This is a genomic window from Aeromonas sp. FDAARGOS 1419 (genome assembly GCF_019047045.1).
GTDB lineage: Bacteria > Pseudomonadota > Gammaproteobacteria > Enterobacterales > Aeromonadaceae > Aeromonas > Aeromonas veronii.
On record NZ_CP077209.1, the window covers coordinates 3,064,997 to 3,077,862 of the forward strand.

At 59.3% G+C, this 12,866-nt stretch carries 8 protein-coding genes; all 8 read right to left on the reverse strand.

Annotated features, from left to right (window positions below):
- Nucleotides 1–9: 9 nt before the first annotated feature.
- Nucleotides 10–3,903: a YhdP family protein gene (locus I6L49_RS13865; protein WP_216949759.1), complete on the reverse strand. Its 3,894-nt coding sequence runs from the start codon at nt 3,901–3,903 to the stop codon at nt 10–12.
- Nucleotides 3,904–5,373: a ribonuclease G gene (gene rng, locus I6L49_RS13870; RefSeq protein ID WP_005340056.1), complete on the reverse strand. Its 1,470-nt coding sequence runs from the start codon at nt 5,371–5,373 to the stop codon at nt 3,904–3,906.
- A gap of 95 nt (nt 5,374–5,468) precedes the next feature.
- Nucleotides 5,469–6,056: a nucleoside triphosphate pyrophosphatase gene (locus I6L49_RS13875; protein WP_005340055.1), complete on the reverse strand. Its 588-nt coding sequence runs from the start codon at nt 6,054–6,056 to the stop codon at nt 5,469–5,471.
- Nucleotides 6,057–6,058: 2 nt separating this feature from the next.
- The gene (gene mreD / locus I6L49_RS13880) at nt 6,059–6,544 is read right to left on the reverse strand and encodes a rod shape-determining protein MreD (RefSeq protein WP_005340054.1); all 486 of its coding nucleotides are present in this window, start codon (nt 6,542–6,544) and stop codon (nt 6,059–6,061) included.
- A complete protein-coding gene (gene mreC, locus I6L49_RS13885; RefSeq protein ID WP_005340053.1) occupies nt 6,544–7,434 on the reverse strand; it encodes a rod shape-determining protein MreC in 891 nt (296 codons plus the stop codon). The genes mreD and mreC overlap by 1 nt, the downstream gene beginning before the upstream one ends.
- A 42-nt stretch (nt 7,435–7,476) precedes the next feature.
- A complete protein-coding gene (locus tag I6L49_RS13890; protein WP_005340051.1) occupies nt 7,477–8,517 on the reverse strand; it encodes a rod shape-determining protein in 1,041 nt (346 codons plus the stop codon).
- Between the two features lie 204 nt (nt 8,518–8,721).
- Nucleotides 8,722–12,420 carry a DUF6701 domain-containing protein gene (locus I6L49_RS13895; protein WP_216949760.1) on the reverse strand — a complete coding sequence of 1,233 codons (3,699 nt, stop codon included), beginning with the start codon at nt 12,418–12,420 and terminating at the stop codon, nt 8,722–8,724.
- Nucleotides 12,420–12,845, reverse strand: a complete 426-nt coding sequence (locus tag I6L49_RS13900; RefSeq protein WP_155395873.1) for an MSHA biogenesis protein MshP — start codon at nt 12,843–12,845, stop codon at nt 12,420–12,422. The genes I6L49_RS13895 and I6L49_RS13900 overlap by 1 nt, the downstream gene beginning before the upstream one ends.
- Nucleotides 12,846–12,866 lie beyond the last annotated feature (21 nt).

Sequence of the window (12,866 nt, forward strand, 5' to 3'; positions counted from 1 at the left end):
GCCGCTCGTTCAGCGCTGAGCGGGCCCCGCGTGTTTGGGGCTCAGCAGGAAAGGGGTCACCTCTTGAGTCGGCAGGCCGGGGGCAACGGCGTCGACCGCCTCTTTCTGCTGCTGGTTGAGCTTGATGCGTGCGCGATCGCGCCCCGCCTCAATCAGCTTGGGTGCGTCGAGCGGGCCCGAGATACGAAAGTCGATGCGGGTCACCACATCCACCACCGGCTCCAGCAGTTTGGAGAGGGCCAGCACATAGAGACCCGTGATCGGCGTGATGGAAAAGGCCGCCACCACCGGCAGGGTGCCACCCAGGTTCGGGGAAAAGCTCAGCTCGTAGTCGAGCCGCCAGCGCACCAAATCGGCGATCCCCTCGCCGCGCAGATTGCCTGCAGCCCCCTTCATATAGAAATCACTGTTGCTGACCTGCCCCTGCTTGATGGTGGCAGAAGCAGACATGGATTCGAAGTAGAAACCCTTGTCGAACACATCGCGAAAATCGAGGCGCAGCTTGCGCAGCAGGGAGTCGAGACTGAGCAGGGAGAGCAGCCGTGCGCCCTTGTCGTTGACCTCCCGCAGGGTGCCCCCCTCCAGCTGATAGTTGGCACTCCCCCCCAGAGTCGACAGACTCGGGCGATAGGGCACATCCTGCCAGTTGAGATCAAAGGCGAGGGAGCCGGGGGCATCACCGATGGGCGAGGTGTAGCCGAGCCGCTTGAGCAGCAGCTCGCTGTTGTTGCTGGTCAGCTTGCCACGGGCCCGCGTCTCCATCCGGTTGCCATCGGCCAGCCAGTCGACGCTGCCGGCAAGCTGACTGCCTGCCAACCGCATATCCAGCCCCTTGAGAGTCACCTTGTTGGCGCCCGGCAGCAGCTCGCCTTTCACTTCACCAAGCGGCAGCTCGCCAAAGCGGCAATCGACACAACTCACCTTCAACCAGGGGATGGATGCCATGATGGCGTTGTCCTGCTTGGCATCGGGGTCCGGGCTGAGATCCGAACTCTTGCCGGACCAGTAGATGCGGGCAAACTTGGCATCCACCGGGCGATTGGCCACTGCGGGCAGGCGGATCACCCCCATCACGTCGGGACTGTCGATCATCACCTCGGTCGCCTGATTGGTCGGCCCCACGGTGAAACGCGCCGCCTTGAGGGTGGCACTGCCGATATAGGCGCGAGCCAGCTGTCCATCCACCCACCACTCCGGCGGCAGGAAGGCCGGGCCAACCACCGCATTGCCAGTCTGGTTCTGCGCCGGCAGCCACTGCTTGAGTCGCGCCAACCAGCCACCGACATCGGCCTCCTGCTGGTTGATGGCAAGCAGCATGGGGGCATCGCGCATTACCCGGGCGCCCGGCTGACCCACATCGACCCGCACCCGACTGAGATAAGGCACCCCTTCGCCGTAGACCAGTCGGGTCTGCATATCCACATCAGCCCCCAGTACGGCGCGAATATCGGCGCTGCCATCCCGGCCACGAGCGATCACCTTGAGCGGCAGCCGGCTGGCACTGCTCTTGGCCAGTGGCAACGGCAGATCCAGCCCCATCCCCTGCAGGTTGGAGTCGAGCGCCAGCTGGAAGCTGAACGGCTTGCTCTCGGGCAAGGTCAACCCGAGCTTGCCGCCCCAGTTGCTGCGGCCGTTGAGAATACCGTATGAAGAGATGGCTGCGGGCTGGCGGCGGCTATCCCACTGCCCCTTGAAATCGAGGTCGACCTGATAGTGATCCGGATGCTGGCGCCCCTGATAATCGAGGGTCAGCGGCTGGTTCCACAGGCTCGCCTTGAGGTTGCTGAAACGGGTCTGTTCGTTGTCATATTCGAGGCGCCCCTGCACCTTCTCCAGCGGCAGGTCCAGACTGGCGACCCGCACCTTGTTGTTGCTGAAGGTGGCATCGCCGCTCGCCTTCACCTCGCTCTCGCCATCGAGAGGAATATCGAGCTTGACCGAACCGGCCATCGTGCCACGGATCTCGATCTCCCGCAGCGCCTGTCCCACCGAACTGCCCAGCGGGGAGTCCTGCAGGTAGTCGCTGATGGCCTGGCCCTCCCCCTGCACCTTGGCATCCACATAGAGGTGGGCGCCGGGGGAGAGATCCGGGATCCAGGCATGCACCGAGTCGGAACTCGCCTTGCCGAGTTTGGTGGATCGGCTGCGCATATCGAGACCGGCATTCTGGAACAAGAGATCGATCTGCAGGTCGGTGAGCGGTTGCCAACCGGGGAAGAACTCGTAGGTGGCCTGCTCCAGCGGCACCGCCACCTGGAAGATGCCCTTGCCATTGTCGTAGGGGAAATCCCGAAACTCCCCATACCAGAGCAGGTCGGCCCCCTTGGCCTTGCCCCCCTTGATGGCGCCACTCAGGTAATCCACCAGCCCCTTGTCCATCGCCTGCAGCGGGAAGTAGCGATCCGCATGGCCCGCATTCTTCACATCGATGCGACCGGTCAGGGCGAGGAAAGGGTGCTCGAACAGATCGAGGCGGAAACGGCTGGCCAGGGTCAGATCCGGGTTATCCAGCGCGATATCCTGCCCGTAGAGCACCCAGCCCTGTTCCTCACGCCACCAGTCGAGGCGGGCCGAGAAATTGTCGACCGGGATCGGCATCTTGAAGTGACGGGCGGGATCCACCTTGTCGTTCGCCAGCGCCAATCTGGCGCTACCGCCGGTCGGGGTAAGCCAGAACTCGCCGTTGAGATCCTGCATCCCGGGTATATCCTGCCACGCCTTGAGGCGCACCTTGCTGAAGCGGCCACTGAGGGAGAGATCCTGCCAGTCGGCGTTGGCCAGCAGCGTCAGATCCTGCACCGAGCCCTGCGGATTGGTCTGGCGCAGGGTCTCGCAGAGTGTGGGGTAGAGCGCCGAGACCAGCTGACTGATCTGAGTGATCTTGTCGAACTCTATGCTGGGCAGATAGCCCTGCACCCGCTCCCCAATCCGCTCCAGCTGCAACCGGCTCTGCAACCAGGGTTTGCCGTCCAGCTTGAAGGTGACGTTGTGGCTCGCCAGTTGCCAGTCAGTGCCATCCCGACGCAGCTGGATCTTGCCGCCATCGAGGCCGAAACGGTGCATATCCCCGTTCTTGGGATCCTTCCAGATCAGGTAATTGTTGCCAAACGCCAGCAGAGTATTGCCCAGCTTGCCACTGTCAAACTCGCTCCAGAGCTGGAAGTCGAGCTGACCGGCAACCTTGGGTTCGCCCGCATGGATCCTGGCCAGGGTCGGGGTGATATCGAGCTGGCGGGCCCCCAGATAGAGTTGCCCCTTGAGGCGATCGAGCCGGGCAGTCGGGGCGTCCACATCCAGAATCAGATCGAGGGTGCTCTCGCCCACCCCGTTGATGAGATAAGCCTTGCCGACCCCCTGATGGCGCTTGCCACGGTTCTGCCAGCGCAGCTGGGCGATGTCGAGGGCACGCAGATCACCGAGGGAGGTGGTGACGCTGAGGCGGGTGTTGTGCACATCGAAGGTGGAGAGCTGGGTCAGCAGAAAGCGCAGCAGGGCTCCCTGCTGGGGATCGCCGGAGGGGCTCTCGTCAGCCGGTTGGCGCAAGTCGAGGGTGATATCGCCATCGCTCAGGATCAGCTCGCCAAACACCGGCTTTAGCTCGTTAATGGTGCGCCAGAAATCGAGGTGCACCCAGGCTTTGCCGAGCTGTACGGTAAAACGCCCCGAATCCGGGGCGATGGCAAGTTGCTGCAGTTCGAGAGCGGGCCCGGACTGTGTCCAGTCCAGCCCCACTTGCTCCACGCTGACCTTGAGTTGTGAATCGCCCAGCAGAGTGTGGATCAGACTCTCCCGGTATTGATTCAGCAAAGGGCCCCCGACCCGTACCAAGGTGACCAGCATGGCCATCAGTACGAACAGGACCCCCAGGGCCAACCAGCCCCGACTCAGCCAGCGATAGACCAATTACATCATCACCACGTCGAACTGCTCCTGACCACAGAGGGGTTCGCTCACTACCCGCACCTGCTTGCCGATGAACACTTCCAGCTCAGCCAGACTGTGGGACTCCTCGCCATGGAGGTAGTCGGCAACGGCCGGGGCTGCGTAGACGGTGAACTGATCCGCATCATAGGCACGATTGACCCGGATGATCTCCCGCAGGATCTCGAAGCAGACCGACTCCACCGTCTTGACCCGGCCGCGCCCCTTGCACTCGGGGCACTCGGAGCAGAGCACATGCTCCAGACTCTCGCGGGTGCGCTTGCGGGTCATCTCCACCAGGCCGAGCTGGGAGAAGCCGTTGACGTTGGTCTTGGCGCGATCCTTGGACAACGCCTGCTCCAGGCTGTGCAGCACCCGACGGCGGTGATCTTCCGACTGCATGTCGATGAAGTCGATGATGATGATGCCACCGAGGTTGCGCAGGCGCAGATGGCGGGCGATGGCCGCCGTCGCCTCGACGTTGGTGTTGAAGATGGTCTCTTCCAGATTGCGATGGCCGACAAAGGCGCCGGTGTTGATATCCACCGTGGTCATGGCTTCAGTCTGGTCGATGATGAGGTAGCCGCCAGATTTCAGCTCTACCTTGCGCTCCAGCGCCCGCTGGATCTCGTTCTCCACGTCGTAAAGATCGAAGATAGGCGACTCGCCGGGGTAGTACTCCAGCTTGCTGGCCAGCTCCGGCACGTACTCTTCGGTGAAGCGCTTGAGCTGATCGAAGCTCTGGCGCGAGTCAACACGGATCTTGTCGAGCTCGGCACCGACAAAGTCACGCACTACCCGAAATGCCAAACTGGGATCCTCGTAGAGGATCTTGCAGGGTGGATACTTCTGCTTGCGCTCGAGGATCTTGCGCCACAGGCGTTTCAGGAAGGCGGCATCCTGCTCCAGCTCCTGCTCCCCCACCCCTTCGGCGGCGGTGCGGATGATGTAGCCACCCAGCTCGTCCACATAACCGGCCACGGTGCGCTTGAGGCGCTCCCGCTCTGCTTCGGACTCGATACGTTGGGAGACACCGACGTGGGCACTGCCCGGCATAAAGACCAGATAGCGGGATGGCAGGGTGATATCGGTAGTGAGACGGGCACCCTTGGTACCCAGCGGATCTTTCACCACCTGCACCATGATGTCCTGCCCCTGACGCACCAGCTCGGCGATGTTACCGACCTGGAACTGCTCCTTCTCCTTCACCGCCACACATTCGGTGTGCGGCACGATGTCGGAGGCATGGAGAAACGCCGCCTTGTCCATGCCGATATCGACGAATGCCGCCTGCATGCCGGGCAGCACCCGACTGATCTTGCCTTTGTAGATATTGCCCACGATGCCGCGTTTGGCCTGACGCTCTACATGCACTTCCTGCAGCAGACCGTTTTCGACCAGAGCGACCCGGGTTTCGGAGGGGGTAACGTTAACCAGCAGTTCTACCGACATAAGTAACCTTGCCTGTTCCAGTTTTGAATTCTATAGAGCCAATCCGGTACAACGCGCGCAAGGGAGAAACGCAGCAGAGCACAGCTGACGGGAAATTATTTGAGCTGTTCCAGATGATGCTTGATCAGCAGGTCTGTCTCCAGCAGGGGCAGGCCGACCACGGCGCTATAGCTCCCTTCGATGCGGCTGACAAACTTGCCGGCAATACCCTGAATGCCATAAGCCCCGGCCTTGTCACAGGGCTCACCGGTCTGCCAGTAGGCCTCGATCTCGGCCTCGTCCAGCTTGCGAAACGCCACGTTGGTGGTGACCAGACGCACGTCACAACGATCCTTGCTGGCCAGCGCCACCGCCGTCATCACCTGATGCACCTTGCCGGAGAGGGACTCCAGCATATCTTTGGCATCCAGCAGATCGGACGGTTTCTCCAGCACCCGGTCGCCCAGCACCACTATGGTGTCGGCACCCAGCACCGGCAACGCCGTCGGCGCACACGCCACGCCCGCCATCGCCTTGTCACGGGCGAGGCGGCAGACGTAATCCTGCGCCTTTTCACCCTCTTCCCGCTGTTCGGGCACATCCAGTTTCAGCACCTCGAAGCGGTAACCAATCTGGGTCAGCAGTTCACGGCGACGGGGAGAAGCCGAGGCGAGATAGAGTTGTGGTTCGTTGTTTTTGTTCATATTTACCTGATATTGAAGCGGCGCCGCACCTTGCGCAGCACCAGAAACACCCAGGGCCATATTAGCATCGTCGTCAACGTCGACCAAAAGTAGGAGAAGTTGAGACTGGCCTGGCTGAACAGATGCTCGGCCCAGAATACCGTCATTTTACCCACCAGCGAGAGGCCACCGATGATCAGCGCCTGCTGCCAGAGGGAGAAGTTGCGGATCTTCTGGAACTGGAAGGCCGCCAGATAGGTGGTGATGGCCATCGCCATCGCCCGCACGCCGAGGGTGCTGCCAAGCAGCACATCCAGCAGCAGGCCCGCCACCCAGGCGGTGCCGACGTTGGTCCGGTGCGGCAAGGCCAGCGCCCAGTAGATGAGCACCATGGCCAGCCAGTCCGGACGGAAGGGGTCAAATTCAAAAGGAAGCGGCAGGATCGACAGGCTCAAGGCCAGCAGGATCGAGATCCAGATCCAGATCCTGCCGCTGGCGGGTTCTAGCATTAGCGGGTTGCTCCTGCGGCGGACGCAGCGGGAGCCGCCCGTTCGCCATCCTCATCGTGTACTTCAGGCTTCTTGTCGGTCCACAGCAGCAGCAGATAGCGCAGTCTGTCGAGCTCCACCAGCGGCTTGGCCTCGACCTGAGCGAAGGGCTTGCCCTCCACATACTCGGAGCGGGTCACAGTCGCCACCGGATAACCTTCCGGGAAGCGGCCACCCAGACCCGAGGTGACCAGCAGGTCACCCACCTGAATATCGGTGTTGCGCGGCAGGTTGCGCAGCTCAAGCTTGTCGAGCTCGCCACTGCCGGAGGCAATGGCGCGCAAGTCGTTGCGCAGCACCCGCACCGGAATGCCATGGCTGGAGTCGGTGATCAGCAGCACGCGACTGGTGGTTGAGCCCACGTGGAGCACCTGACCAATCACCCCCTGATCGTTGATCACCGCCTGACCGTTGTAGACGCCATCCAGCGCCCCCTTGTTGATCAGCACCTGATGGCTGAAGGGGTCGGAATCCACCGACAGCAGCTCGGCCACCATCTTGCGGGACTCCTTGTGCACCGGCGAACCCAGCAGCTCACGCAGCCGCTGATTCTCGTGCTCCAGCTGATCCATTTTGAGCAGACGGGCACGCAGGGTAAACAGCTGTTGCTCCTGCTGCTTGGTCTGCTCGATGAGATCGGCACGGGTCTGCACCTGGGTCGACATGGTGTCGAGCAGGGTACCCGGCGCATTGGCCATGTATTGCAGGGGACTGACTAACGAACTGAGGTAGACGCGGACATGGGTAAACACACCGAAGCGGGAATCCGCGACGATGGCAGCGATGGAGATGATGACGGCGAGAAACAACCGTAACTGAAGCGAAGGGCCTCTACCAAAAATGGGTTTCATGGGTCGTCAAAAAAGAGCCGGCACGCTGGCCGGCTTTGGGTCTTATTCGTAGTGGAACAGATCGCCACCGTGCATATCGATCAACTCCAGCGCCTTGCCGCCGCCACGGGCCACACAGGTGAGGGGATCTTCGGCCACGACGACGGGGATACCGGTCTCTTCCATCAGCAGACGGTCGATATCTTTCAGCAACGCGCCACCACCGGTCAGCACCATACCGCGCTCGGAGATGTCGGAGGCCAGTTCCGGCGGAGACTGCTCCAGCGCCACCATCACGGCAGCCACGATACCGGACAGCGGCTCTTGCAGCGCTTCCAGGATTTCGTTGGAGTTGAGAGTGAAGCTGCGCGGTACACCTTCAGCCAGGTTGCGGCCACGGACTTCAATCTCGCGCACCTCTTCGCCCGGATAGGCGGAGCCGATCTCGTGCTTGATGCGCTCGGCAGTCGCCTCACCGATCAGGCTGCCGTAGTTGCGACGAACGTAGCTGATGATCGCTTCGTCAAACTTGTCGCCACCGATACGGACGGACTGGGAGTAGACTACACCGTTCAGGGAGATGATGGCCACTTCAGTGGTACCACCACCGATATCAACCACCATGGAACCGGTCGCTTCGGATACCGGCAGGCCAGCACCGATGGCAGCAGCCATAGGCTCGTCGATCAGGTAGACCTCGCGGGCACCGGCGCCCAGTGCGGACTCCTTGATGGCGCGACGCTCAACCTGGGTTGAACCGCACGGTACACACACCAGCACACGCGGGCTGGGGCGGAAATAGTTGTTGTCGTGAACCTGCTTGATGAAGTGCTGCAGCATCTTCTCGGTCACGTAAAAATCGGCAATCACGCCGTCTTTCATCGGGCGGATCGCGGAGATGTTGCCCGGGGTACGGCCCAGCATCTGCTTGGCGGCATGACCGACAGCAGCGACCGATTTGGCGTTCCCGCGCTCTTGGCGAATGGCGACAACTGAGGGTTCGTTAAGGACGATCCCTTGATCTTTTACATAGATCAGGGTGTTGGCAGTTCCCAAATCGATCGACAGATCGTTGGAAAAGACGCCTCTGAGCTTTTTGAACATGGCTACGGGAAATCCTAAGAATTTGGAGGTGCAGAAAACCGGCTAACTTTACCAATGCCCACCCCAATGGGCAAGCGCTCAAACTGTCGCCAATCAATCAGGCGCGACAAAAATGCGAGTCATCACTCACTCGCACACGCTTGCAAACACTAATAAACAAGGATTTAGGGGGATGCTGTTGAGCCAGCCCCCCTTTCACATCATTTACTGCAATACTTCGCGCCGATAAATAATTCTGTCATTACCCCGGCTGGAGCCGAAAATGGCCTCACCTTGCAGGTTGCCGTCATTGGCACTCGTTGGGTCAGACAACCAGAGTGGCGATGATGGTTGTTTTGCCAAATCGACCTTGTAGGGGATGCGCACCGAGATATCCGGCTTGGCAAAGTGGAACAGGATCTCCCCGTCCTTCGCCAGTGCAGCATCCCCACCCGGTGCAGAACTACCCAACCCCAGCTTGATCTTGCGACCCGCCCCCAGATTCAGCTCGCGAGTCGCCGCATCAAAGGTGTGACTCGGATTGAGGAAAGTGAACCCCTGATTGGCCAAAGAGAGCTGGGTACATTGATCTTCCTTGTTTTGCAGCCAGTTGCCCGCTTCGTAATATTGCATCTGCAGTGGAATGGCCAGCGGCGCCGAGGCCAGGCCAGCCGCCGTGCCAGCCTGCAGGCGGCCAAAATAGGCTTTCATAGGCACACTGTCTATCTGACGGGCATTACAGCCGCTGCCACTGCAGTTACCTACCACGGCATCATTGAAATTCGGGCTGGCAATCAGCGTTCTTTCACCATCGTTATCCCTCATATACAGACCAAACAACAAAGACTTGTAGGGACCATCCGGTTGCGTGCCAGAGAGGCGCACAAACTCGCTGCTACCGGTAGTCAAGGCCGCACGGCCATTGAGCCATGGTAGCGGCTGCAGACTGCGCAAGCGGCTTGACAGGGATTTCCCATCCTTATCATTGGCAACCGAGAGATAGGCTTCGCCCTTGGCAAAGGGCCCCGTATAGTTTCGGGTCTGTACGCCCGTCGTATTACGAGCCAGCACATCCAGCATGACGCCAAAGGGCTGCCCCATATAGGAGAACGCATTGCAGGCTGGCACTATGTCGCCGCTCACCAGATTGAAGTCGGCAGGAATAAAACGCCCCACCGGCTGGCTCTGGGTTGATGGGATGGTGTAATTGAAGTAGCCATTGGCTGGTGGCGTCGCCGTCATCCGGAACACTCCCACCTCGCTCACAGTCTGGCTAACGCTATTGAGACTGTTGGCCGCGGCCACATGGTTATAGGTGGTAGTACCCAGCGTTGCATTGGTGCCCGGATTGGGTGCCACCAGCGTACTGCCCAGAGCAATATTGGGCAGGGAAAAGTTGGGCGTAGTCAGATTCCCAGCGCAGATATCCCCATCATTGGCGGATTCCCAGGCCATCGCCTTGATATCCACCTGGAATGTTTCCCCTGCTTTTTTGAAGACCGGACAGCTGCTATCACCAGCCGTGCAGACCCCTTGCGGAGGGGTTATACACAAGCCGACAGGACGTGCCACAAACTGATCCGCGCCTAGCATCACCAGACCGGCGTCACTGCCAGTACCATCATAGCGGGCATCCAGTTGCACCTTGCCCGCATCCGGGTACTTAACCGTTATGGTCGACTGCCCCTGCGCATCGAATACGAGGGAGAGTGGCGTTGCAGCTCCCTGACTGGCGCCAATCGCACTGCTGTTGACGCTCATCTGGCTGTTATAGGGATTACTGGCGGGGGTGATATAGCTGCTCCAGAACTTGACGCTCTTGGTCTGACTGGCAAACCCCGGCACACACTGCTTGGTCACATCGCTCTTTTTGACCGCCTTGATGGTCACCGTCTGTGGCTGATTGGAATAGGTATCAGGCACATCAAAGAAGAAGCCGCTATCGGCAAAGTTCAGACTACAGGCTGCCGCACTGGGCGTACCGGCCCCGGCCTTGCACAAGGTGGTACTGAATGGCTTGGTCGTCGGAGTCGAGCCGGAAACGCCTATGGTCACCGCGGTCGGCGTATTGTTGCGCAACTGCACCGTGGTCGAACCGCCGCTAAAGGTCACAGTATTGCCGCCAATCCAACCATTGCTGGCAGAAGTAGGGGTAAGACTCAGGGTTGCAGTAACCGGGTCTGTGATAAGCGTGGTACAAGCGGCATCGGCGCACGCCTTGACCGTCACAGTCTCGGGATTGCAGGTCAGTGGCTGACCGGAGTGATCAAGTTGGAAATGATCAATCTGCACCCCGATCGGGTTGGAGCGCAGGGCGCAGATCTGGATATCATCCAGCTCATGGTTATTATTGGCGCCTCCGGTTGACCCTGTAAGCGACAGCAAAAAATCTGCAGGAACCTGCTCCTGCCCAGCGGTCGCCATCGCATTGAATGGGGCAACAAGGTTACTAAATCCTAAGCCACTGTCTCTATCGAGCGAGACCATGGAGCGGCCAGCCACACGTGAATCAATCCTTAACCGATAGAGATGGCCGGGCTGGGCAGAAGAAGTACCACGTACATCGACTCGGGGGCTAATATTGGCCGTCGTCCCCGCCAAATAGCGATAACTGGAACCAACCCCTCCTCTTATAGCAATAGCCTGCGCACGAGCACCGGGGCCACCCACTTTACCCTCATTGGGGTTGGAGAAGTTTCCATATTCATCAAGCCCGACACCAAGCCAACCACCTGCAAAACCGGGCGTACCATTATCACGCTGCGCATATCCCAATGCGCCACCAAAACTGCCGGGTTGAGGTGTAACGGTCGCATCGGAAAGAATCACCGCCAAGCCATCCCCTCCGGTTCCGGTTTGAGGTGACCAAGCGTAATAGCGGAAAGTAACTTCAACCAAGTTGTTAGCTGCGGGAAATAAACGCTGATAAGTCGCGGAGGTGGCCTGGTTACCGATATTGCGGGTCATCCGTAAGCGACCACTCTGAATAGACGGTAACTCACTGTTATTTCTCTGAGATACAACCCAGTTATCACCCAACCCGGTTCTCGAGAAATCATCATTAAAGCAAGTAAGAGAGGGAGCGAAAGCTTGGTCATTAATAGCGCTATTACTCGCCATTGTCAGGGAACGGCTGGTAGTACGGCCGTTAATGACGGAGGTATTGTTCAACACCAGCGTCTGATCGGAATAAACATACCCATTCAACAAGGTATCGTTGTTCAGGGTGATATCCTGATATCCAAATAGCAGCAGAGAACCCGTACCGGAACGATTCAATACAGCACCGTTGAGCTGGGTTGCCTGTTTCACAAAAATCCTCACTTCTCCCTGAATTTCAACCTCGGCCCCCTGATTAAGGGTCAACTGATCGATCCAGTAGTCTCCACTAGGCAAAATCAGCTTGGCACCACTGCCAGCTTCTATCTTCTGGATCCGATATTCGGTGCGAGCTGAGGAGAAGGTCACGGTGCAACTGCTATACAAAGAGAGGCTGGAGAACTGATACTGACTTGCACTGCCTAAACTGATAGCCTGCCCTGCACTACAGAAAGGGACTCCACCATTGCCGCCATTTCCGCTCAGAAATGCATTACCACCGCTTGTGGATAGACCGTAGATCGTATCATTCACAATCGAGCATATTCTTCTGCTGCCATTACTGTTATCGCAGCTATCAGTGGGCATCCCAGCCCCTTGATTGGAATTACAGAAATTAAGCGCAGCACCTCCAGTACCCGAGATCTTGGCACTACCATTCATAGTCAGTGTCGAGTTGTTGCCGCCCCAGCCGCACCACCAGTTACTGCTGCCTCCATGCCCCTGAGTCACTGCCGGGAAATAGGTTGCGGTATCAATCACCTGAAACGCCCCTGCTGCGCCACTAAATAGCCACACGGCTACGACGATCCATAAATTGCGCATCAGGGAGTTCCTCCATCATAAGCTTCGACCATCAGGGTTCGGCTCACGGCAAAATCAGGGTTGGCACTGTTAAGGTCGGAACTGCCACAGGTTCCGACACTCTCGAGACGATAGCCATTGGTCACAGATCCGTTATAGGTCACCGGCACCGTGGCGCAACGAACCACAGCCTGACAGTTGGTCAGTCCGGGCGTGCTGGCAAAGCTCAGTGGGCTGCTTGCCGGGCAGACCGCAGGTGGGGTCGGTTGGGCAAGCGTGCGCTTGGGGAACAACCGATAGAGTGCCACTTCCAGCCCGCTCTGGGCGGCCAGCAGGGCACGCACGCTGCGCACCTCCACGGTATTTTTCTCACCACTATCGACCAGAAAACGGCCCATAGCAGCCGCCAGCAGGGCCATCACCACAATCACAAACAGGGCGATCATCAAGGCGCTGCCTCGCATCCG

What these genes read in the sequence shown, in the direction of transcription:
- rng (WP_005340056.1), bottom strand. Translation starts at nt 5,373, where the DNA reads ATGTCGGTAGAACTGCTGGTTAACGTTACCCCCTCCGAAACCCGGGTC.
- I6L49_RS13875 (WP_005340055.1), bottom strand. Translation starts at nt 6,056, where the DNA reads ATGAACAAAAACAACGAACCACAACTCTATCTCGCCTCGGCTTCTCCC.
- mreD (WP_005340054.1), bottom strand. Translation starts at nt 6,544, where the DNA reads ATGCTAGAACCCGCCAGCGGCAGGATCTGGATCTGGATCTCGATCCTG.
- mreC (WP_005340053.1), bottom strand. Translation starts at nt 7,434, where the DNA reads ATGAAACCCATTTTTGGTAGAGGCCCTTCGCTTCAGTTACGGTTGTTT.
- I6L49_RS13890 (WP_005340051.1), bottom strand. Translation starts at nt 8,517, where the DNA reads ATGTTCAAAAAGCTCAGAGGCGTCTTTTCCAACGATCTGTCGATCGAT.
- I6L49_RS13895 (WP_216949760.1), bottom strand. Translation starts at nt 12,420, where the DNA reads ATGCGCAATTTATGGATCGTCGTAGCCGTGTGGCTATTTAGTGGCGCA.
- I6L49_RS13900 (WP_155395873.1), bottom strand. Translation starts at nt 12,845, where the DNA reads ATGATCGCCCTGTTTGTGATTGTGGTGATGGCCCTGCTGGCGGCTGCT.